The organism is Aquabacterium sp. (genome assembly GCF_049274795.1).
In the GTDB taxonomy this organism is placed as follows: domain Bacteria; phylum Pseudomonadota; class Gammaproteobacteria; order Burkholderiales; family Burkholderiaceae_C; genus Aquabacterium.
Genome location: NZ_JBASTH010000001.1, coordinates 1 through 25,435, shown reverse-complemented (window position 1 = coordinate 25,435; position 25,435 = coordinate 1). Strand labels below are relative to the sequence as shown.

Annotated in this window: 23 protein-coding genes and 1 pseudogene; 12 read left to right on the top strand and 12 right to left on the bottom strand. The window is 65.3% G+C overall.

Annotated elements, in window-relative coordinates:
- Window positions 1-24: 24 nt before the first annotated feature.
- A complete protein-coding gene (gene argH / locus WAQ08_RS00120) occupies window positions 25-1,425 on the bottom strand; it encodes an argininosuccinate lyase (RefSeq protein ID WP_422188611.1) in 1,401 nt (466 codons plus the stop codon).
- Window positions 1,426-1,475: 50 nt separating this feature from the next.
- On the opposite strand from argH, the gene WAQ08_RS00115 reads away from it, so the two are divergent.
- Complete coding sequence (locus tag WAQ08_RS00115; RefSeq protein ID WP_422188610.1) at window positions 1,476-2,654, top strand: sensor histidine kinase; 1,179 nt, start codon at window positions 1,476-1,478, stop codon at window positions 2,652-2,654.
- Window positions 2,651-3,439 carry a LytR/AlgR family response regulator transcription factor gene (locus WAQ08_RS00110; RefSeq protein WP_422188609.1) on the top strand — a complete coding sequence of 263 codons (789 nt, stop codon included), beginning with the start codon at window positions 2,651-2,653 and terminating at the stop codon, window positions 3,437-3,439. The genes WAQ08_RS00115 and WAQ08_RS00110 overlap by 4 nt, the downstream gene beginning before the upstream one ends.
- A gap of 63 nt (window positions 3,440-3,502) precedes the next feature.
- Here the strand turns inward: WAQ08_RS00110 and WAQ08_RS00105 are convergent, their stop codons facing one another.
- From WAQ08_RS00105 to motA, 4 genes are all read right to left on the bottom strand, one after another.
- Window positions 3,503-4,153 (bottom strand): protein phosphatase CheZ, encoded by a 651-nt coding sequence (locus WAQ08_RS00105; RefSeq protein ID WP_422188608.1) that lies wholly within the window; start codon window positions 4,151-4,153, stop codon window positions 3,503-3,505.
- 16 nt (window positions 4,154-4,169) lie between these two features.
- Window positions 4,170-4,571 carry a chemotaxis response regulator CheY gene (gene cheY / locus WAQ08_RS00100; RefSeq protein ID WP_422188607.1) on the bottom strand — a complete coding sequence of 134 codons (402 nt, stop codon included), beginning with the start codon at window positions 4,569-4,571 and terminating at the stop codon, window positions 4,170-4,172.
- A gap of 131 nt (window positions 4,572-4,702) precedes the next feature.
- Window positions 4,703-5,644 (bottom strand): flagellar motor protein MotB, encoded by a 942-nt coding sequence (gene motB / locus WAQ08_RS00095; RefSeq protein ID WP_422188606.1) that lies wholly within the window; start codon window positions 5,642-5,644, stop codon window positions 4,703-4,705.
- A 15-nt stretch (window positions 5,645-5,659) separates the two neighbouring features.
- Window positions 5,660-6,520 (bottom strand): flagellar motor stator protein MotA, encoded by an 861-nt coding sequence (gene motA, locus WAQ08_RS00090; RefSeq protein ID WP_422188605.1) that lies wholly within the window; start codon window positions 6,518-6,520, stop codon window positions 5,660-5,662.
- 448 nt (window positions 6,521-6,968) lie between these two features.
- Between motA and WAQ08_RS00085 the strand changes: the two genes are divergently transcribed.
- A complete protein-coding gene (locus tag WAQ08_RS00085) occupies window positions 6,969-8,204 on the top strand; it encodes a PQQ-dependent sugar dehydrogenase (RefSeq protein WP_422188604.1) in 1,236 nt (411 codons plus the stop codon).
- Window positions 8,205-8,233: 29 nt separating this feature from the next.
- On the opposite strand, the gene WAQ08_RS00080 is transcribed toward WAQ08_RS00085, so the two are convergent.
- The 6 genes from WAQ08_RS00080 to WAQ08_RS00055 all read right to left on the bottom strand — a co-directional run bounded on the left by WAQ08_RS00080 (window position 8,234) and on the right by WAQ08_RS00055 (window position 13,212).
- Window positions 8,234-8,407 (bottom strand): hypothetical protein, encoded by a 174-nt coding sequence (locus WAQ08_RS00080; protein WP_422188603.1) that lies wholly within the window; start codon window positions 8,405-8,407, stop codon window positions 8,234-8,236.
- Between the two features lie 117 nt (window positions 8,408-8,524).
- Window positions 8,525-9,061, bottom strand: coding sequence for a flagellar transcriptional regulator FlhC (gene flhC / locus WAQ08_RS00075; protein WP_422188602.1), 537 nt, complete (start codon window positions 9,059-9,061; stop codon window positions 8,525-8,527).
- A 61-nt stretch (window positions 9,062-9,122) separates the two neighbouring features.
- Window positions 9,123-9,443, bottom strand: a complete 321-nt coding sequence (gene flhD, locus WAQ08_RS00070; RefSeq protein ID WP_422188601.1) for a flagellar transcriptional regulator FlhD — start codon at window positions 9,441-9,443, stop codon at window positions 9,123-9,125.
- Window positions 9,444-9,724: 281 nt separating this feature from the next.
- A complete protein-coding gene (locus tag WAQ08_RS00065; RefSeq protein ID WP_422188600.1) occupies window positions 9,725-10,894 on the bottom strand; it encodes a fatty acid desaturase family protein in 1,170 nt (389 codons plus the stop codon).
- A 4-nt stretch (window positions 10,895-10,898) separates the two neighbouring features.
- Window positions 10,899-12,059: a fatty acid desaturase family protein gene (locus WAQ08_RS00060; protein WP_422188599.1), complete on the bottom strand. Its 1,161-nt coding sequence runs from the start codon at window positions 12,057-12,059 to the stop codon at window positions 10,899-10,901.
- A gap of 13 nt (window positions 12,060-12,072) precedes the next feature.
- Window positions 12,073-13,212: a ferredoxin reductase gene (locus tag WAQ08_RS00055; protein ID WP_422188598.1), complete on the bottom strand. Its 1,140-nt coding sequence runs from the start codon at window positions 13,210-13,212 to the stop codon at window positions 12,073-12,075.
- A 221-nt stretch (window positions 13,213-13,433) separates the two neighbouring features.
- On the opposite strand from WAQ08_RS00055, the gene WAQ08_RS00050 reads away from it, so the two are divergent.
- The 9 genes from WAQ08_RS00050 to WAQ08_RS00010 all read left to right on the top strand — a co-directional run bounded on the left by WAQ08_RS00050 (window position 13,434) and on the right by WAQ08_RS00010 (window position 25,011).
- Window positions 13,434-14,156: a transposase gene (locus WAQ08_RS00050; RefSeq protein ID WP_422188597.1), complete on the top strand. Its 723-nt coding sequence runs from the start codon at window positions 13,434-13,436 to the stop codon at window positions 14,154-14,156.
- Between the two features lie 268 nt (window positions 14,157-14,424).
- Window positions 14,425-19,113, top strand: a complete 4,689-nt coding sequence (locus WAQ08_RS00045) for a glutamate synthase-related protein (RefSeq protein ID WP_422188596.1) — start codon at window positions 14,425-14,427, stop codon at window positions 19,111-19,113.
- A gap of 25 nt (window positions 19,114-19,138) precedes the next feature.
- A complete protein-coding gene (locus WAQ08_RS00040) occupies window positions 19,139-20,614 on the top strand; it encodes a glutamate synthase subunit beta (RefSeq protein ID WP_422188595.1) in 1,476 nt (491 codons plus the stop codon).
- 138 nt (window positions 20,615-20,752) lie between these two features.
- Window positions 20,753-21,598 (top strand): ABC transporter ATP-binding protein, encoded by an 846-nt coding sequence (locus WAQ08_RS00035; protein WP_422188594.1) that lies wholly within the window; start codon window positions 20,753-20,755, stop codon window positions 21,596-21,598.
- A complete protein-coding gene (gene mlaE, locus WAQ08_RS00030) occupies window positions 21,599-22,381 on the top strand; it encodes a lipid asymmetry maintenance ABC transporter permease subunit MlaE (protein WP_422188593.1) in 783 nt (260 codons plus the stop codon).
- A gap of 28 nt (window positions 22,382-22,409) precedes the next feature.
- Window positions 22,410-22,898 carry an outer membrane lipid asymmetry maintenance protein MlaD gene (gene mlaD, locus WAQ08_RS00025; protein ID WP_422188592.1) on the top strand — a complete coding sequence of 163 codons (489 nt, stop codon included), beginning with the start codon at window positions 22,410-22,412 and terminating at the stop codon, window positions 22,896-22,898.
- 5 nt (window positions 22,899-22,903) lie between these two features.
- On the top strand, window positions 22,904-23,947 hold the full coding sequence (locus tag WAQ08_RS00020) for an MlaA family lipoprotein (protein WP_422188591.1): 1,044 nt from the start codon (window positions 22,904-22,906) through the stop codon (window positions 23,945-23,947).
- Window positions 23,948-24,002: 55 nt separating this feature from the next.
- Complete coding sequence (locus tag WAQ08_RS00015; RefSeq protein WP_422188590.1) at window positions 24,003-24,692, top strand: MlaC/ttg2D family ABC transporter substrate-binding protein; 690 nt, start codon at window positions 24,003-24,005, stop codon at window positions 24,690-24,692.
- A gap of 31 nt (window positions 24,693-24,723) precedes the next feature.
- Complete coding sequence (locus tag WAQ08_RS00010; RefSeq protein WP_422188589.1) at window positions 24,724-25,011, top strand: STAS domain-containing protein; 288 nt, start codon at window positions 24,724-24,726, stop codon at window positions 25,009-25,011.
- 48 nt (window positions 25,012-25,059) lie between these two features.
- Here WAQ08_RS00010 and WAQ08_RS00005 read toward each other — a convergent pair.
- A pseudogene (locus WAQ08_RS00005) lies at window positions 25,060-25,435 on the bottom strand (transposase); the annotation flags it as partial.

The following is a 25,435-nucleotide window of genomic DNA, read 5'->3' as shown; positions in this document are numbered from 1 at the left end:
TCGTGTCAGGGTGATGGGGCGGCCTCAGGCGCCCAGGCGAGCACGGTGCCTCGCCACTTGCGCGCGCACCTGCGCAGGGGCGGTGCCACCCAGCAGGTTGCGTGCATTGAGCGAGCCGCGCAGGCTCAGCACCTCGAACACGTCCTGCTCGATGGCGGGGTTGTAGGCTTTGAGCTGGTCCAGCGACAACTCGGACAGGTCCACGCCCTGGGCGATGGCGTCCTTCACGGCGTGGGCCACCACCTCGTGTGCATCACGGAAGGGCAGGCCCTTCTTGACCAGGTAGTCGGCCAGGTCAGTGGCGGTGGCGTAGCCCTTCTTGGCGGCGCGCTCCATGGCTTCGGGCTTGACGGTGATGCCGGCGGCCATCTCGGCGAAGATGCGCAGCGTGTCCTTCAAGGTATCGACCGTGTCGAACAATGGCTCCTTGTCCTCCTGGTTGTCCTTGTTGTAGGCCAGGGGCTGGCCCTTCATCAGGGTGATCAGGCCCATCAGGTGGCCGACCACGCGGCCAGTCTTGCCGCGCGCCAGCTCGGGCACGTCGGGGTTCTTCTTCTGCGGCATGATCGACGAGCCGGTGCAGAAGCGATCGGCCAGGTCGATGAAGCCGAAGCTCTGGCTCATCCACAGGATCAGCTCTTCGCTCAGGCGCGAGATGTGCACCATCAGCAGCGCGGCGGCGGCGGTGAACTCGATGGCGAAGTCACGGTCGGACACGGCGTCCAGGCTGTTCTGCGACACGGCCTCGAAGCCCAGCGTGCGGGCCACGCGCTCACGGTCCAAGGGGTAGCTGGTGCCGGCCAGCGCGGCCGAGCCCAGCGGCAGGCGGTTGATGCGCTTGCGCAGGTCGACCAGGCGCTCGGCGTCACGCGCGAACATCTCCACGTAGGCCAGCAGGTGGTGGCCGAAGGCCACGGGCTGGGCCACCTGCAGGTGCGTGAAGCCGGGCAGGATGGTGTCGGCGTTCTGCTCGGCCACATCGACCAGGGCTTTTTGCAGCTCGGTCAGCAGCACGCCCAGTTCGTCGACCTCGCCGCGCAGCCACAGACGCACGTCAGTGGCCACCTGATCGTTGCGCGAGCGGCCTGTGTGCAGGCGCTTGCCGGCGTCGCCCACCAGGGTGGTCAGGCGGGCCTCGATGTTCAGGTGCACGTCTTCCAGGTCGAGCTTCCACTCGAACTGGCCGGCTTCGATCTCCGAGGTGATCTGGGCCATGCCCTTCTGGATGGAGGCCAGATCCTCAGCCGAGATCAGGCCCTGGGCGTTCAGCATCTCGGCGTGGGCCAGCGAGCCCTGGATGTCGGCGCGCCACAAGCGCTGGTCGAAGAACACGCTGGCGGTGTAGCGCTTGACCAGGTCGCTCATCGGTTCGGAGAACAGGGCGGACCAGGCTTGGGACTTCTTGTCCAGTTGATTCGTGCTCATGGCGGAGGGGGCGCCGCAGGGCGCTGAGAGTGACGCAGAATGTGCAAACCATGGATTTTAAAGACAAGGATCCCCTCGTGAGCGGTGCGGCGGCGCAGGATGGGGGCAATGACCCCCTGCGCGCTCCCACGATGTGGGCTGTCACGGCGGATGATGAGGCGCCCGAGGGACGTGTCCGCCTGCTGGGCGGGGGGGCTGCCACTTTCGATGTCTGTCACGTGGGCGTGGTGCTGCGCGTGGTGCTGGGCGTGCAGGCCGTGCTTTGGCTGGCCACCCTGTATGACTCGGTCGGACCGGCTGATTGGCTGCTGCGCTGGGGCCTGGCCTCGGCCGTGGGTTTGCCGGCCTGCCTGCTGTGGCTGGTCGGGCTGTGCGGCGTGCGTCGGTGGCTGGCGCGGCGGGGCACGGTGGCGCAGTGGGTGCTGGTGGTGGCCTGGGGCGCCCTGTCGGCCGCCTACGGGCATGTGCAGTTCTGGCTGATGGACTGGCGCCTGGGTCTGCATGCGCTCACGCCGTGGACGCTGCTGGCACCCATGGCCACGGGCGGCGCACTGGCGGCGGTGGGCTTGGCCTGGCTGCGCCAGCGGCAGAACCGCGCCGATCCGGCCCAGATCCAGGCCCGGCTGGTGGAGCTGCAGGCTCGGATCCGGCCGCATTTTCTGTTCAACACGCTCAACACGGCGATCGCCCTGGTGCAGGTGGACCCGGACCGCGCCGAGGCCGTGCTGGAAGACCTGGCCGAGCTGTTCCGCCGGGCCCTGGCCTCGCCGCACACCCAGTCGACCCTGGCCGACGAGGTGGAGCTGGCCCGGCGCTACCTGGGCATCGAGCAACTGCGTTTCGGTGAGCGCCTGTCGGTGACCTGGCATGTGGACGAGGCCGTCTGCGGGGCGTTGGTGCCGACACTGCTGCTGCAACCCTTGGTGGAGAACGCTGTCAAGCACGGTGTGGAGACCGACCCCGCCGGAGGCTGGATCCGTGTGGAGGCCTTGCGGCGAGGTGGCCGCGTGGCCGTGACGGTGAGCAATTCGGTGCCCGTGGCGGGGGCTCATCCCGCGGCGCCCCACCGTCGGGGCCACGGCATCGCGCTGCGCAATGTGCGCCAGCGCCTGCTGCTGATGCATGATGTGCAGGCCGAGTTCGATGCGGAGGTGCGCCCCGTCTCGCCCCAGGCCTCTGAGCATTGTTTCGTCGTCAAGATGTCGTTTCCGGCAGGAGAGGGCGCATGACCGCTACGGCAACACAGAACCGGCCCTTGCGCGCGCTGGTGGTGGACGACGAGCCCCTGGCCCGCCAGCGCTTGGCCCAGTTGCTCTCGCGTCTGGAAGAGCCGGTGTCCGTGCTGGGCGAGGCAGGCGATGCTGGCGCCGCGCTGGCCTGGCTGGAGGACCGCCCCGGTCAGGTGGACGTGGTGCTGCTGGACATCCAGATGCCTGGCCCCGATGGCCTGCGTCTGGCCGACAAGATCCGTGCGTTGGCCTCGGCGCCGCAGGTGGTGTTCGTCACCGCGCACACCGAGCACGCGCTCAAGGCCTTCGAGCTGGAAGCCAGCGATTACCTGACCAAGCCCGTACGGCTTGAACGCCTGGCGCAGGCCATGGCGCGCTGCCGCAAGCGTCTACCCGCAGCGAGCGGCCCGGTTGCCGTGGCCGTGCCGGATCCCTCGGCCGTGCTGCTGGTGCAGGAACGGGGCCGGCTGGTCAAGGTGCCGGTGTCCGACATCGTCTACCTCAAGGCCGAGCTCAAATACGTGACGCTGCGCACCGCCAGCCACAGCTATGTGCTGGACGATTCGCTGACCGATCTGGAAGAGCGCCTGGGCACCGGCGTGATCCGGGTGCACCGCAATGCCCTGGTGGCCCGTGCGGCCGTGCGCCGCCTGGAGCGGCGTGACGACCCCGATGGCGGCGAAGGCTGGGCCGTGCAGGTGGGCAGCGGCGAGTGGCTGACGGTGTCGCGCCGCCAGGTGCCCGCCGTCAAGGACGCCCTGACCGAGGCTCCCGGGCACCCCTGAGCAATTCCCAAAAGCAAAGCGGCCCCGAGGGGCCGCCTGGCGATGTCGAACAGCGAGGGCGTTCTAAAAGCCCAGCGAGGCCAGCAGATCGTCCACCTCCCCCTGGTTGGCCACCACATCCGTGCGGCCTTCGGGGTTCACCACCGGGCCGTTGAGGTTCTGTGTCTCGTGGTGGTGGGCCGTCAGGGCGGCTTCCACCTTCTGGGCCTGCTCGGGCGGGGCGGCCTGCACCAGCAGCTTCACCAACTGGTTTTCCAGGTCGTTGGCCAGGGTCACCACCTTGGCCACCACCTGGCCGGTCAGGTCATGGAAGTCCTGCGCCATCATGATGTCGGTCAGGTGCTGGTCCACGCGGCCGGTCACCTTCTCCACGTCTTCCACGAAGTTCATCACCGCGCCGCTGGCCACGGCCTTGACGGGGTCGGCCACGATCAGCTTGGCCAGCTTGCGGGTTTCGGTGGCGATGTGGTCCTGGTCGGCCTTGGCCTCGTCCACCAGGTTCAGCACCTTCTCGGCGGCCTGTTCCGTCTTGGTGGCGATGTAGCTCAGGCGGCTGCGCGCGTCCGGCAGGTTGTCCACCGAATCCTTGAGCTTGGGCAGCACGCCCAGCATGTTCAGCGTGTCGTGCAACTGGCGGGTGAGGGTGCCCAGCTGCTGGAAGATCTCGGGCGACGCCGCGGGCATCGTCATGGGTGGGAGCTCGTCCATTTTCATCTCGCTTTCTCCCGGCTCAGGCGGCAGCCGTCACTTTTTGCATGATCTTCTGGACCTTCTCTTCCAAGGTGGCCTTGGTGAAGGGCTTGACGATGTAGCCGGCGGCGCCCGATTGAGCAGCGAGCACGATGTCTTCCTTGCGGGCTTCGGCGGTGACCATCAGCACCGGCAGGTGCTTGAGCTTTTCGTCGGCCTTGATGGCCTTGAGCAACTCGAAGCCGTTCATGTTGGGCATGTTGATGTCGCTGACGACGAAGTCGTAGCCGCCGTTTTGCAGCATGTTCAGCGCGACATTGCCGTCTTCGGCTTCTTCGGCATTGGCGTAGCCGATTTCCTTGAGGAGACCCCGCACGATGCGGCGCATGGTGGAAAAATCATCCACGATGAGGAATTTCAGATCGACGGTCGGGGTGGTCATGGCGCTTCCTTGCTTGGCACTCACGGGCGCTGCGGCCCATTGCTATCGGGTTCGATCCGTTATCGGCGGGCCGCTAGCGGGCTTGAGCCTTTTGTGGTCCGGACAAATACGCCTCGTACAGCCGCCCAGGCTCAGGGCGCCATGGCCGGGATGGCCTCGGCGTCTTCCGGGGCGGAGGCGGTGGCTTCGGCCTCGGCGGCCTTGAAGACACGGTCCTCGGCCTCGCGGTTCATCACGATGATGCTGATGCGCCGGTTCAACGGGCTCTCAGGGTTGTCCTTCTCGTACAGCATGCTGGCCGCCAGGCCCTGCACGCGCAGCACCTTGTCGCCGGGCAGGCCGCCCGCGATCAGTTCGCGCCGCGAGGCATTGGCCCGGTCGGCAGAGAGCTCCCAGTTGCTGTAGCCGCGGTCACCGCTGCTGAAGGGCTTGGAGTCGGTATGGCCCTCAATGGTGAGCTTGTTGGGCACCTCGCGCAACACGCCGCCAATGGCCCTGAGGATGTCCTGGATGTAGCCCTTGACGTCCGAGTTGCCGCTGTCGAACATGGGCCGGTTCTGGTTGTCCACGATCTGGATCCGCAGCCCTTCGGCCGTCAGGTCCAGCTTGATCTGCGACTTGTACTGCGCCAGGCGGGAGTCGTTGGCGATCACCTCTTCGACCTTCTGCTTGAGCACCTTCAGGCGAGCGGCCTCGGCCTGGGCCTGCTGCTCGCGCATGGCTTTGAGCGCCTGCAGGTTGAAGGTGCGCTTGGGCGCTTCGACCTGGCCGCGCTTGACCTGGCCGGAGGTGTTGCTCAGGTCGGTGCCGCCGCCCTTGATCACGCTGGACGAATCGCCCGAACCGCTGCCGCCAAACATCGCCACCTTCAGCGGCGAGTTGAAGTAGTCGGCGATGCCCTTCTTGTCGCCTTCGGTGGTCGAGCCCAGCAGCCACATCAGCAGGAAGAAGGCCATCATGGCCGTCACGAAGTCGGCATAGGCGATCTTCCACGCACCACCGTGAGCGGCATGGCCACCCTTCTTGATGCGCTTGATGATGATGGGCTGGACTTTTTTGGAATCGCCGGCCATGGCTGCGGCTCCCGCTTACTTCTTGCCCTTGACGTGCGCTTCCAGCTCGGCGAAGGTGGGGCGCTCTGTCGAGTACAGCACCTTGCGACCGAACTCCACCGCCACCTGCGGGGCGTAGCCCTGCATGCTGGCCAGCAGCGTGGTCTTGATCACCTGGAATTCCTTGGTGCCTTCGTCGAGCTTTTGCTCCATCAGGCCACCCAGGGGCTCCACCACGCCGTAAGCCAGCAAAATGCCCAGGAAGGTGCCGACCAGCGCGGAGCCGATCATGCCGCCCAGCACGGCGGGCGGCTGGCCCACCGAGCCCATGGTGTTCACCACACCCAGCACGGCGGCCACGATCCCGAAGGCGGGCAGGGCGCCGGCCAGGCGGGCCACCGCCGCCACGGCGCCATGGCCTTCGTGGTGGTGGGTGTCGATCTCGTTGTCCATCAGGGATTCGATCTCGTGGGCATTCAGGTTGCCCGACACCATCATGCGCAGGTAGTCGGTCACGAACTCGATCACGTGGTGGTCATGCCCCACGGTGGCGTACTTGCCGAACAGGGCGGAGTTGTGCGGATCCTCCACGTCCTTTTCGATGGCCATCAGGCCTTCCTTGCGGATCTTCTGCAGCACCTCGTAGAGCATGGCCATCAGTTCCATGTAGCGCTCTTTCGAGTACTTGGAGCCCTTGAACAGCGGGCCGAACGATTTCAGCACCGCCTTGACCGTCTTGGGCTGGTTGTTGACCAGGAAGGCGCCGATGGCACCCCCGCCAATGGCCATCATTTCCGTGGGCAGGGCGTGGATGATCACGCTGATGTTCCCACCGTGAATGATGTACGCCCCGAAAATGCACCCGAGGCAAATGACGTATCCGATGGCGACGAACATGATGGATGGCTGGCTTTGGAAGTTCCTGGCGAGGGGGCTGGGCTCACCTTGGCTTGATCATCGGCCAGGCGCCCACTTTTCAATAGCCGAAACAGCGGGCCTCGCTGCCTTTATTTCGCATCCTGGAGGCCGTTCACCGCCAGGCAGGTCAGCCCCAAAAAAACGGGCCCTGAGGGGCCCGTGAAAGCACAAATCGAGTGCTAGGAGGAGACAAGCAAAGGACGCTTCACTTCCAAACCGTCCACCTGTCTTTTCGGCCAGCGATGAACGGGCTTGAGGGATAGCTTGTGTCCGTGCGTGACAAAGTGGCGCGGGCTTCTCCTGTCGTTGGGCGTCATGTGGCAACACAAATTGTTGCGTCACCCTGCTGTTGCCAGGGCCGCTGAGGCCCCTCTATCTTTCGGCAGCGGTGCTGCGGGCATGCCGCCTCAAAACAAGGAGAAACGCCATGAGAGGCTCCGTGGATCTGCTGCGCAAGGCCGCCGCCTGCGCGGCATTGGGCTTGGTGGCCCCGCTGGCGCAGGCGCTGGATGGCGCTGTGGTGGCCACGGGGCTGAATCAGCCGCTCTACCTCACGGCGCCAGGCGGAGATGGCCGGCAGTTCATCGTCGAGAAGGGTGGCCTGGTCAAGGTGCTCTCGGGCGGTGTGGTGCAGGCCTCGCCGTTTCTGGACCTGAGCGCGCAGGTCGGCACCTCGGGCGAGCAGGGGCTGCTGGGCCTGGCCTTCGATCCGGCGTTCAGCACCAATGGCCGCCTGTACGTGAACTACGTGGACAAGGCCACCAGCAGCACGGTGGTCGAGCGCTATACGCTGGCTGCGGGTGCGCAGAGCGTGGACACGGCCTCTGCCCAGCGCATCATCACCATCGACCAGCCACCCTACGAGAACCACAAGGCTGGCTGGATCGCCTTCCGTCCGGGTGACGCGAACAACCTCTACATTGCCACGGGCGACGGCGGCAATGGCAACGATCCGCAGAACAACGCGCAGAACCCATCATCGCTGCTGGGCAAGATCCTGCGGCTGGATGTGAGCGGCAATGGCATGGGCTATGCCGTTCCCACCAGCAACCCCTTTGTCGGGCAGGACGATGTGCGGCCCGAACTGTGGGCCCTGGGGCTGCGCAACCCCTGGCGCAACAGCTTCGACCGTGCCACCGGCGATTTGTGGATCGCGGATGTGGGTCAGGGCGCCCGTGAAGAGATCAACCTGGAGCGTGCCGGCGACCCTGGCGGACACAACTACGGTTGGCGCCTGCGCGAGGGCAGCATTCCGACGCCTGGTGTGGGCGGCTCTGCGCCGGGGCTCACCGATCCCATCTACGAGTACACGCGTGATGTCGGGCAGTCCATCACCGGCGGGTATGTGTACCGTGGCCCGTCCATCGAGGGCGCGGATGGGCGCTACTTCTTCGGTGACTTCGTGGCCAGCAAGTTGTTCTCGTTCGCGCTGGATGCCCAGGGCCAGGTCATCGATCTGCGTGACGACACCGCGGCGGTGCTGGGCGGCACAGGCCTGCAGGGCATCTCATCCCTGGGTGAAGACGGCCTGGGACGGCTCTACGTGGTGGGCATCAATGGCGTGGTTGTGAGCCTGGTGCCGGAGCCTTCGAACTGGGCGCTGGTGCTGGCGGGGGGGCTGGCGGTGGCCTGGTCCGCCAGGAGGCGGCGCCCAAGGGTTTGATCGGCGGGGGCGGCCAGCGCTGGCTTGGCTTACAGCGAAGGATCCTTGCCCCGCGTGCGTGCCACACCCGTGAACATGCCCAGCCCCAGCAGGATCGTCGCGCCGATGATCACGTACAAGTGAGGTACGCCGGCAGTGACCAGTCCCCAGGACACGCCGCCAATGAAGATCAGGAAACCAACCATGTACAGAGCGAATGACATGTGAACACCTCTTGATGGGGTGGTAAGACCACGATGGTGTTCGCAGGGCAATCGGTGTGCCTGCGCAGCAAAAACGGGCCTCAAGGGGCCCGTTTTGTGTGATGCGGAAGACGCTGCTCAGTGCATCTGGATGCCGCCGGCGGCCTTGCCCTTGCCGGCGCGTGCCGGCGGGTTGCACAGTCCGCACACGAAGTGGCGGGCCACCTCATGCGGATGCGTCACGAAGTGGCCGCTGCACTTGGAGCATTTGGTCATGGTCAGCATGCCGTTGTCGATGAACTTGACCAGACGCCAGGCGCGGGTCACCGACAGCAGCGCTTCCAGCCCTTGGGACTGGGTTTGTTCGAGGTACAGCTGGTAGGCCTTGATCACGGTGTCGATCTCGTCGATCTCGGCGGCCTTGTTCAGGTACTCGTGGATGTTGAGGAACAGGCTGGCGTGGATGTTGGTCTGCCAGGTCATGAACCAGTCGGTCGAGAAGGGCAGTTGGCCCTTGGACGGCGACTTGCCGGAGACTTCCTTGTACAGACGCAGCAGGCGCTCATAGGACATGTCGGTTTCCGACTCCAGCACTTGCAGGCGGGCACCCAGGTTGATCAGGGTGACGGCGCGTTCGATCTGCTTGGCTTCGGTCAACAGGCTCTTGGTGCGCATGGCGGGTCTCCAGGGTTTTGTCGGTCTGTGATCGGTCAGGTGGGCGCTGTGATCGCTGTGATCAGAGCGCTTCCTGGTGGCGGCCGGCCATCAGGATATTGGCGTGCAGGCGGGTCACGCTGTCGCCAGTGTTCTTGCCGTGGTTGGTCAGCAGGGTCCACACCATGTCGTCATCGACACGCATGCGGCACAGCAGGGTGTTGTTGCTGGCCACCCGCATGATCTGCGCGGGGCTCAGCATGCCCACCATGTCGGCGGTCTCTTCTGAGATGCCCAGGCGGAACAGGGCCTGCTCACGGTCCGTGCGGATCAGGTTCTGAGCGAGCATCAGGTAAGACAGGTTGGCTTCTCGGATTTCCATCAGGATTTGATCGGCGTTCATGTCAGGCTCCTGCAAAGGTGGAGGAAAGGTGGCTTGGGCTTGCTTTTTCGTTTTTGCCGAACTTGCGTATCAGCATGAAACGGATTCTGGAGACCCACCCTCGATTTCTGAATAGGAGCGTCGCTGTAAGGCGCGTACAAACGCGGCTGTCATTCGTGTAGGAAAAAACCTGACATGGGCAACTTGGTGGCCTGCAAAAGCGGCTGAAAACCAGGCATAAAAAAGCCCGACATCGCCGGGCCAGTCTTGGTTCGTGAAAAGCTGCCGTTGCGCAGGGCGCGTCAATTCGTGATGTGCGTCACGCCTGCGTGAGGTTGGGGCGACGGGCCCAGAGACGACAGGGCCCGTGGACCACCCGGAAACGAGTACCGAACGATGCGCCAGACCACGGTGGCGAGCTGTCGGGGCAGTGAGCCGGTGTTGTAGGGCACCCCGTACACGGCGCAGATCTCGCGCACACGGGGCGCCATGGCTGCGTAGCGGCGTGCCGGGATGTCCGGGAACAGGTGGTGTTCGATCTGGTGGCTCAGGTTGCCTGTCATCAGGTGGAACCAGCGGCCCCCCTGGATGTTGGCCGAGCCCAGGAACTGCCGCAGGTACCACTGGCCTTTCGATTCACGCGCGGCCTCGGCCGGATCGAAGGTGTGCACCTGGTCCGTGAAGTGCCCGCAGAAGATCACGACGAAGGTCCACACATTGCGGATCACATTGGCCACCACATGGCCGGCCAGGGAGGCCAGCAGGGCGGGCACGAAGCCCGTGCCCAGCAGCAGCCCGGCCAGGCCGCCCAGCAGCGGCCACAGCAGGTAGTCCTTCTTGAACTGGCGCCACATCTTGGCGCGCACGTTGGGCCAGAGCTGCTTCATGCGGGCCCGGGTGGCCTCGCGGTTCACGCGCAACTGCTCCACCTCCATGTTGTGGATGGCGATGGCCCACTCGAAGGCCAGGGCCACGATCACGGCATACAGGCCTTGCGTCAGGTTGCGCGGCTCCCAGGGCGTGTCGCCCGACAGGCGCAGCATGCCGTAGCCGAAATCGCGGTCCACCCCCAGCACATTGGTGTGGTGGTGGTGCATGTGGTTGTGGAAGTGGCGCCAGTCTTCCTTGCTGCAGGCGTTGTCCCACTCGTGGGACTTGCCGTGGAAGCGTGGGTCATTGAGCCAGTCGTACTGGCCGTGCATCACGTTGTGCCCGAACTCCATGTTCTCCAGGCACTTGGCCAGGCCCAGCAGGCCTGTGCCCAGCAGCCATGCCGGCCAGAAGGGCCCTGCCAGCGTCAGCAGGCCACGGCCGGCCGATTCGCAGGCGCGGATGGCGTAGAGCAGGCGGCGGATGTAGCGGGCATCCAGCTCGCCCAGCTGGCGGCGGGTGTCGTCACGCAGTTGGTCGAGTTCGCGCGCGAAGGCCTCGAAAGCCTCGGGTGTCTGCGGACCGGGCGCCCGGCGGATCACGGTCTCAGGCCTTCTCGGGCAGCATCGATTCCATCTCGATGCTCACGGCCTTCTGCGGGCCGCCGGGCAGGCTGTAGCGGGCGATGCGCTTGAACACCGTGAACAGCTGCGAGATGAAGGCGCCGGTGTTGTAGGGCACGTGGTACTTGGCGCAGATGGCCTCGATGCGCGGGGCGATCTCGGCGTAGCGGTTGGCGGGGAGGTCAGGGAACAGGTGGTGCTCGACCTGGTGGCTCAAGTTGCCGCTCAGCAGGTGCATCAGCTTGCTGCCCTTGATGTTGCTCGAGCCCAGGATCTGGCGCAGGTACCACTGGCCCTTGCTCTCGCCTTCGATCGACTCCTTCTTGAAGGTGTAGATGTCTTCGGTAAAGTGGCCGCAGAAGATGATGGCCCAGGCCCACACGTTGCGGATCAGGTTGGCGATGGCCTGGCCGGCGAACATGGCCAGGCCGAACTGCAGCGCGTCGCCGAAGAACACGCCACCCACGGCAGCGGCGGCCAGCGGCCACAGGATGTAGTCGCGCACGATCACGCGGCGGATCTTGGCGCGCACCAGCAGCCACTGCGGGCGCACTTCGGACCACTTCTTGCGGCCGATGGCGACCTTGTCCATCTGCATGTCGTGGATGGCGACGAACCACTGGAAGTAGGTGGCCAGCAGCATCGTCAGGATCAGCTGGAAGGGGTGCAGCCAGCTCCAGCGCAGATCGTTCGAGAGGCGCAGCATGCCGTAGCCGAAGTCACGGTCCTTGCCGATCACGTTGGTGTAGTTGTGGTGCAGGTAGTTGTGCGAGTGCCGCCATTCTTCCTTGGGGCAGGTGTTGTCCCACTCGAAGGTGTCGCCATGGAAGCGCGGGTCGTTCATCCAGTTGTACTGGCCGTGCATCACGTTGTGGCCCAGCTCCATGTTGTCCATGATCTTGGCGATGCCCAGGATGGCGGCGCCCAGCAGCCAGGTCGGCGGGAACCAGCCGAACATCAGCAGGCCGCGGCCCAAGGTCTCCAGCAGGCGCACCGTGAGCAGGATCTTGCGGATGTAGCGCGCATCGCGCTCGCCCAGGCTCTGGCGGACTTCGTGGTGGATGGCGTCCAGCTCCTGCTGGAAGGCGGCCATCTCCTGCATCGAGCGGGGGCCGATCAAGGTCGCGGTGGGGGTGGCGCTCATGGTGGTGCCCTTCTTAGTTCAGTGATTCGAGGCTCAGATCGCTCAGGGCGGCCGACACGCACAGGCGTACCGGCTGGCCTTCGCCATGGATCTGTTCGCCCGTGGTCAGGTCGCGCACGGCGCCGCTGTTGAGGCGGCAGGTGCACTCGTGGCAGATGCCCTGGCGGCAGCCGTGCTTGATGGCGTGGCCGGCCTGCTCGCCCGCGACCAGGATGGTTTCGCTGGCAGGGGCTTCGAAGGCCATGGGCAGGTCGCCACGCACGATGCGTACCTGGTGGCGCACGCTCGGGTCGCCGCTGGGGCGTGCGGCCGCGAAGGCCTCCAAGCGCAGGTGATCGGACGCGCCGGCATCCTTCCAGATCTGTCGCGCGGCGTCCATCAAGGGGGCCGGGCCGCAGCAGTAGGCGGGCAGGGCGGCCCACTGCGGCTGCAACTCTGACAGCAACTCTGTGCTCAAGGTGGCGGCCGTGTCGGCGGCGGTGCTCACGCCGGGCGTGTTCACGGTGCTTTCCAGCGGCACATAGCGCAGGGCAGGCCACTGGGCGGCCAGCGATTCCAGCGTGCGGGCGAAGATGCGGTCAGCGCGGCTGCGCGCGAAATAGATCAGCGTGACGCGGGTGGCGGCCCGTTCGCGGCGCAGGTGCTCCAGGATGGACATGCACGGCGTGATGCCGCTGCCGCCGGCCACCAGCAGTACCTCGGCAGGCGTCTGCCTGGGCAGGGTGAACTCGCCGCCGGCCTGTTCGATCTCGATGATGTCGCCGGGCTGGAGCTTGTCGTGCACGAAGTTGGACACCTTGCCGCCGGCCTGGCGCTGCACGGTGATGGCGAAGCGATCGCTCCGGCCGTCGATGCTGCGGGGCGAGTAGGCGCGGCGGTGGCGCACGCCGTTGATCTCCACGCCGATCATCACGAACTGCCCGGGCTTGAGACCCTGGAACGCACCGCCAGCCTGCAGCACCACCGTCATGGCCGAAGGCGTCTCGGCTGTCTTGGTGACCACGCGGGCGTGCAGGCGGGTGACCGTCCACAGCGGATTGATCAGGCCCAGGGTGTCATCGAAGGCGTAGGTGCTCACCCCCATGTGCGTCAGCCACGAGGCGACGCGCTGGGTGGCCGACACGGCCGCTGGGGGCGAAGAGATTTCAGGCATTCAGGCGTTCTCCAGATGACGGCGGAACTCAGTGATCATCGAAGGGGCGCGCGAGATGGTGAACGCGCACCGACAACATCTAACGTTCACGGGGTGGAGGTTACGAGACAGTCGTCCTCCAGCCATCGGGGCTAGCCCTGCAAGCCCAAGGGGTTCCCCGCAAATGAGGGGGCGCGAACCGCACGTTTGGAGGGTGGCTGCAGGTTTGACACAATCATGCGATGGCCCGCCTGCCCCGACTGGAGTTCCCTTCACTGCCCCACCTGGTGGTCCAGGCCGTGCTGCCTGGTCAGGTGCTGGCCGTGGATGCGCAAGACGGCCAGGCCCTGCATGCCGCCTTGCGCGAGGCTGCCCGTGCCCATGGCGTCACGGTGCATGCCTATGCCTTGCTGCCCGACCGCTTCCTGTTGCTGGCCACGCCCAGCCAGGCAGGGGCGCTCAGCCCCTTCATGCAGGCCGTGGGGCGTCGCTACGTGGCCGGCTTCAACCGCCGCCACGGCCGGCAAGGCGGGCTCTGGGCTGGCCGCTACCGCGCCACTGTGCTGGAGCCGGCCCGCTACTTGCTAGAAGCGATGGCCTTCATTGAACTGGCGCCTTGGCGCATGGGGCTGGTGGACGCGCCTGTCAGCAGCAGCCAGGCCGTGCCCAGCAGCTTGGCGCATCACCTGGGGCAACGCACGGATCCGCTGGTGCAGGACCACGCCATCTTCTGGACGCTGGGCAACACGCCCTTCGACCGGGAGGCGGCTTGGAAGCGCAGGCTGGAAGAAGGGCAGGGCGCGCAGTTGGTGTCCAGCCTGGCCGAGGCGGCGCACACCGGCTGGGCACTCGGGGATGCGGGTTTCCTGGCCAAGCTGCAGGGGCAGTCCGGGCGCCGGGTGGTGCCCCAGCCGCGCGGCCGGCCTCGCAAAATAGTGGCGCAGGCCCAGGACGCTGGCGCATGAAGGGGGCGGACAACATCGTCGTATTGGTTGATGTGTCCCTTATTTTTCGCGTGGTTTTTTCGTGAGGCCTAAAAATTGGGGTCAGACCCTTTTTGATAAACCTTGAATCGAGGGGCAACCCGATGTATCCTCGGACTCCCCCTTGTTGTTTTCCCTCCACTATCACTGGAGCGCCCCTATGACTCAGGCGACTTCGGGAACCCCGTTCCCCTCTGCTGCTTCCCTTGCAGCCACGCCCCAAGAAATCAAGGCTGCAGCCGATCTCGGCATGTACGCCAACGCCGAGCACGATGCGTGCGGCGTGGGCTTCGTGGCCCACATCAAAGGCCTGAAGGCACACAGCATTGTGCAGCAGGGCCTGAAGATCCTGGAAAACATCGACCACCGCGGCGCGGTGGGTGCCGACCCGCTGATGGGTGACGGCGCGGGCCTGCTGATCCAGATCCCCGACGAGTTCTACCGTGCCGAGATGGCCAAGCAGGGCGTCGAGCTGCCCCCGCCGGGCGAGTACGGCGTCGGCATGATCTTCCTGCCCAAGGAAAGCGCCTCGCGCCAGGCCTGTGAGCAGGAGATGGAGCGCGCCATCAAGGCCGAAGGCCAGGTGCTGCTGGGCTGGCGTGACGTGCCGGTGGACCGCGACATGCCCATGTCCCCCACCGTGCGCGAAAAAGAGCCGGTCATCCGCCAGGTCTTCATTGGCCGTGGCCCGGACATCCTCGTGCCCGACGCGCTCGAGCGCAAGCTCTACGTCATCCGCAAGACGGCGTCCAGCAAGATCTCCAGCCTGAACCTGACGCATGGCAGCGAGTACTACGTGCCCAGCATGTCGTGCCGCACCATCATCTACAAGGGTCTGCTGCTGGCCGACCAGGTCGGCAAGTACTACATCGACCTGAAGGACGAGCGCGTCGTCTCGGCCCTGGCCCTGGTGCACCAGCGCTTCTCGACCAACACCTTCCCCGAATGGCCGCTGGCCCACCCGTACCGCATGGTGGCCCACAACGGCGAAATCAACACCGTCAAGGGCAACTTCAACTGGATGCGCGCCCGCGAAGGCGTGATGAAGTCGCCCGTGCTGGGCGATGACCTGAAGAAGCTGTACCCCATCAGCATGGACGGCCAGTCCGACACGGCCACGTTCGACAACGCGCTCGAACTGCTGACCATGTCCGGCTACCCGCTGGCCCAGGCCGCGATGATGATGATCCCGGAAGCCTGGGAACAGCACACCACCATGGACGAGCGCCGCCGCGCCTTCTACGAGTACCACGCCGCCATGATGGAGCCGTGGGACGGCCCCGCCGCCATGGTGTTCACCGATGGCCGCCAGATCGGCGCCACGCTGGATCGCAACGGCCTGCGCCCCGCCCGTTTCCTGATCACCGAGGACGACCTCGTGGTGCTGGCCTCCGAATCCGGCGTGCTGCCCATCCCCGAGAACACCATCGTCAAGAAGTGGCGTCTGCAGCCGGGCAAGATGTTCCTGATCGACTTCGAGCAGGGCCGCATCATCGAGGACGAAGAGCTCAAGTCGCAGTACGCCTCCAGCAAGCCTTACCGCCAGTGGATCGAGAACGTCCGCATCAAGCTGGACACCATCGACATCACCGGCGCCGCCGGCGAGTTCTCCGAATCGCTGCTTGACCGCCAGCAGGCCTTCGGCTTCACGCAAGAAGACCTGAAGTTCCTGATGGCCCCGATGGCCACCAACGGCGAAGAAGCCACCGGCTCCATGGGCAACGACTCGCCCCTGGCCGTGCTCTCCGACAAGAACAAGCCGCTGTACAACTACTTCAAGCAGCTGTTCGCCCAGGTCACCAACCCGCCCATCGACCCGATCCGCGAAGCCGTGGTGATGTCGCTGGTGTCCTTCGTGGGCCCCAAGCCCAACCTGCTGGACATCAACGCCGTCAACCCGCCGATGCGCCTCGAAGTCTCCCAGCCCGTGCTGGACTTCGACGACATGGCGCGCCTGCGCAACATCGAGAAGCACACCGGCGGCAAGTTCAAGCCCTACGAGGTCGACATCACCTACCCGGCCGCCTGGGGCCATGAGGGTGTCGAGGCGCGTCTGGCATCGTTGTGCGCCGAGGCCGTCGAGGCCCTGCAATCGGGCCACAACATCCTGATCATCACCGACCGCAAGATGGACCGCGCCAACATCGCGATCCCCGCCTTGCTGGCGCTGTCGGCGATCCACCACCACCTGGTCCGCAAGGGCCTGCGCACCTCCACCGGCCTGGTCGTCGAGACCGGCACCGCCCGCGAAGTGCACCACTTCGCCGTGCTGGCCGGCTACGGCGCCGAAGCCGTGCACCCCTACCTGGCGATGGAAACCCTGGCCCTGATGGCCAAGGACCTGCCGGGCGAGCTGTCGGCCGACAAGGCCATCTACCACTACATCAAGGCGATCGGCAAGGGGCTGTCCAAGATCATGTCCAAGATGGGCGTGAGCACGTACATGTCCTACTGCGGCGCGCAGTTGTTCGAGGCCATCGGCCTGAACAAGCCGCTGATCGACAAGTACTTCCGTGGCACTCCCACGCAGGTCGGCGGCATCGGCGTGTTCGAGGTGGCTGAAGAAGCCATCCGCAACCACAAGGCCGCCTTCGGTGATGACCCTGTGCTGGAATCCATGCTGGACGCCGGCGGCGAGTACGCCTGGCGCACCCGCGGTGAAGAGCACATGTGGTCGCCGGACGCGATCGCGAAGCTGCAGCACAGCACGCGCTCGGGCAAGTTCGACACCTACAAGGAATACGCCCAGCTGATCAACGACCAGTCGCGCCGTCACCTGACGCTGCGCGGCCTGTTCGAGTTCAAGATCGACCCCGCCAAGGCCATCCCGGTCGAGGAAGTCGAATCGGCTGCGGACATCGTCAAGCGTTTCGCCACCGGTGCCATGTCGCTGGGCTCGATCTCCACCGAAGCCCACAGCACGCTGGCCCTGGCCATGAACCGCATCGGCGGCAAGAGCAACACCGGCGAAGGCGGCGAAGACAAGGCCCGCTACCGCAACGAGCTCAAGGGCATCCCCATCAAGCAGGGCACCAAGGTGTCCGATGTGATCGGCGCCAAGGTGGTCGAGGTCGACTACGAGATGCAAGAGGGTGACAGCCTGCGCTCGAAGATCAAGCAGGTGGCATCCGGCCGCTTCGGTGTGACCACCGAGTACCTGGTGTCGGCTGACCAGATCCAGATCAAGATGGCCCAGGGCGCCAAGCCCGGTGAAGGTGGTCAACTGCCTGGTGGCAAGGTCTCCGAGTACATCGGCAAGCTGCGCCACTCGGTGCCGGGTGTGGGCCTGATCTCGCCCCCGCCGCACCATGACATCTACTCGATCGAAGACCTGGCTCAGTTGATCCACGATCTGAAGAACGTGAACCCGGTGGCCGACATCTCGGTCAAGCTCGTGTCCGAAGTGGGCGTGGGCACGGTGGCTACCGGTGTCGCCAAGGCCAAGGCCGACCACATCGTGATCGCCGGCCATGACGGCGGCACGGGCGCCTCGCCCTGGTCGTCCATCAAGCACTGCGGCACGCCGTGGGAGCTCGGCCTGGCTGAAACGCAGCAGACCCTGGTGCTGAACCGCCTGCGCGGCCGTGTGCGCGTGCAGGCCGACGGCCAGATGAAGACCGGCCGCGACGTCGTGATCGGCGCGCTGCTGGGCGCTGACGAGTTCGGCTTCGCCACCGCACCGCTGGTGGTCGAGGGCTGCATCATGATGCGCAAGTGCCACCTGAACACCTGCCCGGTGGGCGTGGCCACGCAGGATCCGGTGCTGCGCAAGAAGTTCTCGGGCAAGCCCGAGCACGTGGTGAACTACTTCTTCTTCGTCGCTGAAGAAGCCCGCCTGATCATGGCGCAGTTGGGCATCCGCAAGTTCGACGACCTGATCGGCCGTGCCGACCTGCTGGACACCAAGAAGGGCATCGAGCACTGGAAGGCCCGTGGCCTGGACTTCGAACGCATCTTCGCGCTGCCGCCGGCCCCGGCCGAGGTGCCGCGCCTGCACGTCAGCACGCAGGACCACGGCCTGGACAAGGCCCTGGACCAGCGCCTGATCGAGAAGGCCCAGCCCGCCATCCAGCGCGGCGAGAAGGTCCAGTTCATGGAGCAGGCCCGCAACGTCAACCGCACCGTCGGCGCCATGCTGTCGGGCGAGCTGATCAAGCACCATCCGGATGGCCTGCCTGACCAGACCGTGTTCATCCAGATGGAAGGCACAGGCGGCCAATCGTTCGGCGCCTTCCTGGCCAAGGGCATCACGCTGTACCTGATCGGTGAAGCCAACGACTACACCGGCAAGGGCCTGTCCGGCGGCCGCGTGGTCGTGCGTCCGAGCATCGACTTCCGTGGCAACGCCATCGACAACATCATCGTGGGCAACACCGTGCTGTACGGCGCCACCGAGGGTGAGGCTTTCTTCCGCGGCGTGGGTGGCGAGCGCTTCGGCGTGCGCCTCTCGGGCGCCACGGCAGTGGTCGAGGGCACGGGTGACCACGGTTGTGAATACATGACCGGTGGCACCGTGGTGGTGCTGGGCAAGACCGGCCGTAACTTCGCGGCCGGCATGTCCGGTGGCCTGGCCTACGTCTACGACGAAGACGGCCTGTTCGCCAAGCGCGTGAACACGGCGCAGGTCTCGCTGGAGAAGGTGCTGACCGCCGCCGAGCAGGCTGATGCTGGCATCCCGACCCACAAGGGCCAGGCCGACGAGGCCCTGCTCAAGAAGCTGGTCGAGGACCACCACCGCTGGACGGGCTCGCTGCGGGCTCGCGAGATCCTGGACAACTGGGCCACCGCACGTGGCAAGTTCGTCAAGGTCTTCCCGCACGAATACCGTCGCGCCCTGACCGAAATGGGCGCCAAGGCCGAAGCCTCTGCCACCATCGCCAAGGCGAAGAGTGACAAGGGCGGCGATGACAAGGCGAAGTCCGGCAAGGCCAAGGCCTGAGCCCGACGATTAGGAGTTCACTGAAATGGGAAAAGTCACCGGCTTTCTGGAGTTCGACCGTCTGGAAGAGGGCTATGAGTCCGTCGAGAAGCGCGTCAAGAACTACAAGGAATTCGTCATCGGCCTGAACGCCGAGCAGGCCAAGATCCAGGGTGCGCGCTGCATGGACTGCGGCACGCCCTTCTGCAACAACGGCTGCCCGGTCAACAACATCATCCCGGACTTCAACGACCTGGTGTACACCGGCGACTGGAAGAACGCGATCACCGTGCTGCACAGCACCAACAACTTCCCCGAGTTCACCGGCCGCATTTGCCCGGCACCCTGTGAAGCGGCTTGCGTGCTGAACGTCAACGACGACGCGGTGGGCATCAAGTCCATCGAGCACGCCATCATCGACCGCGCCTGGGCCGAAGGCTGGGTCAAGCCCCAACTGCCTAAGGCCAAGACCGGCAAGAAGATCGCCATCGTCGGCGCCGGCCCTGCCGGCCTGGCTGCGGCCCAGCAACTGGCCCGCGTCGGCCATGACGTGACCGTCTTCGAGAAGAACGACACCGTGGGCGGCCTGCTGCGCTACGGCATCCCGGACTTCAAGATGGACAAGTCGCACATCGACCTGCGTGCCAAGCAGATGGAAGCCGAAGGCGTGGTCTTCAAGACCAACACCATCGTCGGCGAGCTGCCCAAGACGGGCGCTGCCAGCAAGGTCACCAACTGGGCGACCACCACGGTCACGCCAGAGCAGCTCAAGAAGGACTTCGACGCCGTGCTGCTGACCGGCGGCGCCGAGCAGTCGCGTGACCTGCCCGTGCCCGGCCGTGAGCTGGCCGGCATCCATTTCGCGATGGAGTTCCTGCCCCAGCAGAACAAGGTCAACGCCGGCGGCAAGGTCAAGGACCAGATCATGGCCACGGGCAAGAACGTGATCGTGATCGGCGGCGGCGACACCGGCTCCGACTGCGTGGGCACCTCCAACCGCCATGGCGCCAAGAGCGTGATCCAGTTCGAGCTGATGCCCATGCCGCCCGAGCAGGAAAACCGCGAACTGACCTGGCCCTACTGGCCGTACAAGCTGCGCACCTCGTCCAGCCACGAAGAGGGCTGCGAGCGCGAGTTCGCCATCGCCACGAAGGAATTCATCGGCGAAAACGGCAAGGTCGCCGCCGTCAAGACGGTGCGCGTCGAGTTCAAGAACGGCAAGTTCGAAGAGGTCGCCGGCTCCGAGCAGACGCTCAAGGCCGACCTGGTGCTGCTGGCCATGGGCTTCACCAACCCGGTGGAAACTATCCTGACCGGCTTCGGCGTCGACAAGGACAACCGTGGCAACGCCCGCGCCAGCACCGATTTCATCGGCGGCTACACCACCAACGTCGACAAGGTGTTCGCCGCCGGCGACATGCGCCGTGGCCAATCGCTGGTGGTCTGGGCGATCCGCGAAGGCCGTCAGGCCGCCCGCACGATCGACGAATTCCTGATGGGCTCGACCACGCTGCCGCGTTGAGTATGGCGTTCGGAGATCGCGTCAATTCCCCCCTTTAGTGTGATGTTGTAGGCATCCATCGTAAAGAAAGCGGACAAGCGCTGATTCCAATATGATGACGGGCTGGTGTCGATGAGGCACCAGCCCTTTTTCTTTGCCATGCCCCCACCCCAATTTCAGCTGCCTGACACCGTCCTGCCGTCACGCCAGCCCGAGGCCTTCATCGAACTGCGTTCGGTGACCTGCGGCTACGGTGATCGGGTGATCCTGCGGGACATCGATCTGGTGGTGCCCCGTGGGGCGGTGGTGGCGCTGATGGGTGTGTCCGGTGGCGGCAAGACCACCGTGTTGCGCCTGATCACCCGCCAGTTGCTGGCCTTGAGCGGCGAGGTGCTGTTCGATGGCCAGAACGTGGCCAATCTGACACCCGAAGGCACGATGGCCATGCGCCGTCGCATGGGCATGCTGTTCCAGCAGGGCGCCTTGTTCACCGACCTCACGGTGTTCGAGAACGTGGCCTTCCCGCTGCGTGAGCACACCCAGCTGCCCGAGTCCATCATCCGTGACCTGGTGCTGATGAAGCTCAATGCCGTGGGCCTGCGCGGCTCGCGTGACCTGATGCCCAGCGAGGTGTCCGGCGGCATGGCGCGGCGCGTGGCCCTGGCCCGTGCCATCGCGCTCGACCCGGAGCTTGTCCTGTATGACGAGCCGTTCGCGGGCCTGGATCCGATTTCCATGGGCGTTGCGGCGCGCCTGATCCGCGATCTGAACGACACCATGGGCTTGACCTCGATCCTGGTCTCGCACGATGTGGACGAGACCTTCCTGATCGCCGACCACGTGGTGCTGCTGGCCAATGGCCGCATCGTGGCGCAGGGCTCGTCGGTCGAGTTGCGCAACAGCGAGGATCCGCTGGTGCGCCAGTTCGTGCATGCTCGCCCGGACGGCCCCGTGCAGTTCCACCAGCCGGCCGTCGATGCCGGTGTGGATTTCGGAGTACGCTGAATGAAGTACCTGCATCCCGCTGAACTGGGCTACCAGGTGCGCTCCAAGCTGGGCGACATCGGCTTTGCCATGCGCCTGCTGCTGCGCCTGATCTCGCTGCTGGGCCCCACGTTACGTCGTGCGCGCCTGCTGGCCGACCAGATCCACTTCCTGGGCAACCATTCGCTGGCCATCATCACGGTGTCCGGCCTGTTCGTGGGCTTCGTGCTGGGCCTGCAGGGCTACTACATCCTGCAGCGCTACGGCTCCAGCGAGGCCCTGGGCCTGATGGTGGCCTTGTCGCTGGTGCGTGAGCTGGGCCCCGTGGTGGCTGCGCTGCTGTTCGCCGGTCGCGCCGGCACCTCGCTCACGGCCGGTATCGGCCTGATGAAGGCCGGTGAGCAACTGACCGCCATGGAGATGATGGCGGTGGACCCGGTGCGCCGCGTGCTGGCCCCCCGTTTCTGGGGCGGCGTGATCGCCATGCCGCTGCTGGCAGCGGTGTTCTCGGCCGTGGGCATCCTGGGCGGCTACCTGGTGGGCGTCGTGATGATCGGTGTAGATGCCGGCTCGTTCTGGTCGCAGATGCAGAACGGGGTCGATGTCTGGAAGGACGTCGGCAATGGCTTGCTCAAGAGCGTGGTGTTCGGGGTCACCGTCACCTTCATCGCGCTGCTGCAGGGCTACGAGTGCCAGCCCACCCCCGAGGGGGTGTCGCGCGCCACCACCCGCACCGTGGTGATGGCGTCGCTGGCTGTGCTGGGCCTTGATTTTGTGTTGACCGCGATGATGTTCTCGCTCTGAGCGATACATCCGCGTCTGGAGATTTCGAATGCCGCGTTCAAAAGTGGATGTCTGGGTGGGTTTCTTCGTGCTGCTGGGTGCAGCAGCCATCCTGTTCCTGGCCCTCAAGGCGGGCAACCTGCTGAGCCTTTCGTTCGACAGCGGGGTCACCGTCACGGCTCGTTTCGACAACATCGGCGGGCTCAAGCCCCAGGCCGCGGTCAAAAGCGCCGGCGTGGTGGTCGGCCGTGTGAAATCCATCTCCTTTGACCCCAAGACCTTCCAGGCTCAGGTGGACATCACCCTCAACAAGGGGGTGGAATTTCCGAAAGACACCTCAGCGAAGATCCTGACCGCCGGCCTGCTCGGCGAGCAGTACATTGGCTTGGAGCCGGGCTATGACGAACTCCACCTCGCCCAGGGAGATGCCATCAAACAAACGCAGTCGGCCATCGTGCTGGAGAACCTGATCAGCCAGTTCCTGTACAGCAAGGCGGCTGATGGCGCTTCTTCCGATGCCCCGGGGGAGAAGAAATGAATCAGATGAGTACTGTGGCCCGGGCTTGCGCCTTGTCGGCCCTGGTGCTGAGCGTGGCGGCGCTGCAAGGCTGTGCCACAGCTCAGCACAAGGATCCGCTGGAGTCCTTCAACCGCAAGGTGTTCAGCTTCAACGAGGCGGTGGACAAAGCCGTGCTCAAGCCGGTCGCCACGGGCTACGTGAACGTCACGCCCAAGCTGATGCGCACGGGCATCAGCAACTTCGTCAACAACATCAAGGATGTCTGGTCCGCCATCAACCTGGTGCTGCAGGGCCGCCCAGGGGATGCCGCCCAGGAGGTCCTGCGCGTCAGTCTGAACTCCACGCTGGGCTTGGCTGGCTTCATCGACATCGCTCGCCCAATGGGGCTGGACCGCCACAACGAGGATTTCGGCCAGACCCTGGCCGTGTGGGGCGTGCCGCAGGGCGCCTACCTGGTGCTGCCCATCCTGGGGCCCTCCAGCACGCGTGACGTGGCCGATCTGCCGGGCAGCTGGTATTTCTCGCCGAGCGGGCTGTTCCTCGAGCCGCGCGATGCCAATCCCGTGCGGGTGCTCACGGCGGTCAATGCGCGAGCTCAACTGCTCGATGCGTCCAACCTGCTGGGCGATATCGCCCTGGACCGTTATGCCTTCCTGCGCGATGCCTACCTGCAGCGCCGCATCAGCCTGATCTACAACGGTGATCCGCCTGATGAGGATGGTGATGACGGAGTGCAGTACGACGATGGCGACACGTCGCCGGAACCTGAGGCGCCCGCCAAGCCTCAAAGCCTGTTGCTGCCGGAAGTCGAACCCGATGCGATGATCTGGCGCCGTGACCTGGCCTTGCTGGACGATCTGGACGCCAGCCTGACGCCCTCGTCCCTGGCGGGGCAGGTGCTGGCTGCCAGCATGCCATCCTGGACGCGCCAGGTGGGCGCCGCCGATGGCGCGTTCACGGCGGGTGTCGGTGCGCGCCCCAATTCGTCTGAAAAGGCTGGTTTTGGCGCGCCAATGCCTACGGCAGAAGAGCTGCGTGGTCTGCGTGCGGACGCTGACGCGCGTTAAGACAACAAGGCCTTGCTTTCGCGCGATGTCGCACAAGGCCGAGAAAGGACAAGACATGACTGACCAACAAGCCCTCCACGCAGCGCGTTCCCCCCTCATCGCCGGCCTGGTGGCCGCCGTGGCTGCCTGCGCGCTGATGGTGGCCCCCGCCCAGGCGCAGCAGACGGCTGCCCCGGCCGCTGCCACTACCAAGGCGGCCATGCCCGCTGATGTCTTCATCAAGAACCTCAGCGCCGAGGTGCTGGGTGCCGTGCGCGGCGACAAAACCCTGCAGGCCGGCGACGTGCACAAGGTCGTCACCCTGGTCGACAGCAAGATCCTGCCGAACGTGAACTTCCAGCGCATGACGGCCTCGGCCGTGGGGCGCAACTGGCGCCAGGCCACGGCCGAGCAGAAGACCCGTCTGCAGGACGAGTTCAAGAACCTGCTGATCTACACCTACGCCGGTGCGGTGAGCCAGATCCGCGACCAGGCGGTCGATGTCAAGCCGATGCGTTCGCGCCCGGAAGACGCCGACGTGGTGGTGCGCACCCAGGTCAAGGGCTCGGGTGATCCGATCCAGCTGGACTACCGCCTGGAGAAGTCGGGTGACGGCTGGAAGATCTACGACGTCAACGTGATGGGCGCCTGGCTGGTGCAGACCTACCAGAGCAGCTTCTCGCAAGAGGTCTCGGCCTCGGGCATCGATGGCCTGATCGCCAAGCTGGCCGAGCGCAACAAGCAACTGGCCGCCCGCAAGAAGTGATGCGAGTAATGCGCACTGGGGCTGTCCGACCGTGCTGATGCTGCCGGCCATTCTCACGCACGCCGAGGTGCGTGACATCCTGCGCCTGTTCCGCGAGACGCTGGACCAGGCCTCGGCCGCGCACGGCCAGGATGCCGTGCTGCTCACGGTCGATGGCTCCGGGTTGCAGCAGTTCGATTCCAGCGCGCTGGCCGTGTTGCTGGAGTGCCAACGCATGGCCCGCGCCAAGGGGCGGGCCTTCGCGGTGCAGTCCCTGCCGCCCCGCCTGATGGAACTGGCCAAGCTCTACGGGGTTGACGGGTTGTTGCAGTCGGCCTAAGCCCGCATCGCCTGGCGGGTCGAGGCCTTCGCCAGGCTTGCTAAGAATCTATCCGTAAATTATATTTACGCGTAGTGGTACTTTGCGGAACGCAATGATGGCAGCAGCCAGATGGTTGAGCGCAAGGAAACTGCGTTCGAACTTCTCGTATCGCACGAGGAGCTTGCGGAACCGATTGAACCAACTATGTCAAACCTCGACAACCCAGCGGCGCGCCTTCTTCTTCGGATCACGTCGCTTGTTGTCGGTCTCTTTGCGCCGATCAACCACATGCGTGATGTAGCCATGCTCGGCAATGATCTTGGCAGCGGGCTTGCCACGGTATCCCGCGTCTGCGCACAGGTGTTTGCTGCGCTGTTTGGGCGGCGCCTTGCGCTTGATCACGATCGATTCCAGCACCTGGTCAATCTTGCTGCCCTTTTTC

Bases quoted from the DNA above. Each gene is read 5' to 3' on its own strand.
- mlaE (WP_422188593.1), top strand. From the start codon at position 21,599: ATGAAGTACCTGCATCCCGCTGAACTGGGCTACCAGGTGCGCTCCAAG.
- motB (WP_422188606.1), bottom strand. From the start codon at position 5,644: ATGGCCGGCGATTCCAAAAAAGTCCAGCCCATCATCATCAAGCGCATC.
- mlaD (WP_422188592.1), top strand. From the start codon at position 22,410: ATGCCGCGTTCAAAAGTGGATGTCTGGGTGGGTTTCTTCGTGCTGCTG.
- flhC (WP_422188602.1), bottom strand. From the start codon at position 9,061: ATGCGCACCAAGAGCCTGTTGACCGAAGCCAAGCAGATCGAACGCGCC.
- WAQ08_RS00040 (WP_422188595.1), top strand. From the start codon at position 19,139: ATGGGAAAAGTCACCGGCTTTCTGGAGTTCGACCGTCTGGAAGAGGGC.
- cheY (WP_422188607.1), bottom strand. From the start codon at position 4,571: ATGACCACCCCGACCGTCGATCTGAAATTCCTCATCGTGGATGATTTT.
- argH (WP_422188611.1), bottom strand. From the start codon at position 1,425: ATGAGCACGAATCAACTGGACAAGAAGTCCCAAGCCTGGTCCGCCCTG.
- WAQ08_RS00060 (WP_422188599.1), bottom strand. From the start codon at position 12,059: ATGAGCGCCACCCCCACCGCGACCTTGATCGGCCCCCGCTCGATGCAG.
- WAQ08_RS00110 (WP_422188609.1), top strand. From the start codon at position 2,651: ATGACCGCTACGGCAACACAGAACCGGCCCTTGCGCGCGCTGGTGGTG.
- WAQ08_RS00055 (WP_422188598.1), bottom strand. From the start codon at position 13,212: ATGCCTGAAATCTCTTCGCCCCCAGCGGCCGTGTCGGCCACCCAGCGC.
- WAQ08_RS00015 (WP_422188590.1), top strand. From the start codon at position 24,003: ATGACTGACCAACAAGCCCTCCACGCAGCGCGTTCCCCCCTCATCGCC.
- WAQ08_RS00085 (WP_422188604.1), top strand. From the start codon at position 6,969: ATGAGAGGCTCCGTGGATCTGCTGCGCAAGGCCGCCGCCTGCGCGGCA.
- WAQ08_RS00105 (WP_422188608.1), bottom strand. From the start codon at position 4,153: ATGAAAATGGACGAGCTCCCACCCATGACGATGCCCGCGGCGTCGCCC.
- WAQ08_RS00115 (WP_422188610.1), top strand. From the start codon at position 1,476: ATGGATTTTAAAGACAAGGATCCCCTCGTGAGCGGTGCGGCGGCGCAG.
- WAQ08_RS00080 (WP_422188603.1), bottom strand. From the start codon at position 8,407: ATGTCATTCGCTCTGTACATGGTTGGTTTCCTGATCTTCATTGGCGGC.
- WAQ08_RS00050 (WP_422188597.1), top strand. From the start codon at position 13,434: ATGGCCCGCCTGCCCCGACTGGAGTTCCCTTCACTGCCCCACCTGGTG.
- flhD (WP_422188601.1), bottom strand. From the start codon at position 9,443: ATGAACGCCGATCAAATCCTGATGGAAATCCGAGAAGCCAACCTGTCT.
- motA (WP_422188605.1), bottom strand. From the start codon at position 6,520: ATGTTCGTCGCCATCGGATACGTCATTTGCCTCGGGTGCATTTTCGGG.
- WAQ08_RS00035 (WP_422188594.1), top strand. From the start codon at position 20,753: ATGCCCCCACCCCAATTTCAGCTGCCTGACACCGTCCTGCCGTCACGC.
- WAQ08_RS00020 (WP_422188591.1), top strand. From the start codon at position 22,904: ATGAGTACTGTGGCCCGGGCTTGCGCCTTGTCGGCCCTGGTGCTGAGC.
- WAQ08_RS00045 (WP_422188596.1), top strand. From the start codon at position 14,425: ATGTACGCCAACGCCGAGCACGATGCGTGCGGCGTGGGCTTCGTGGCC.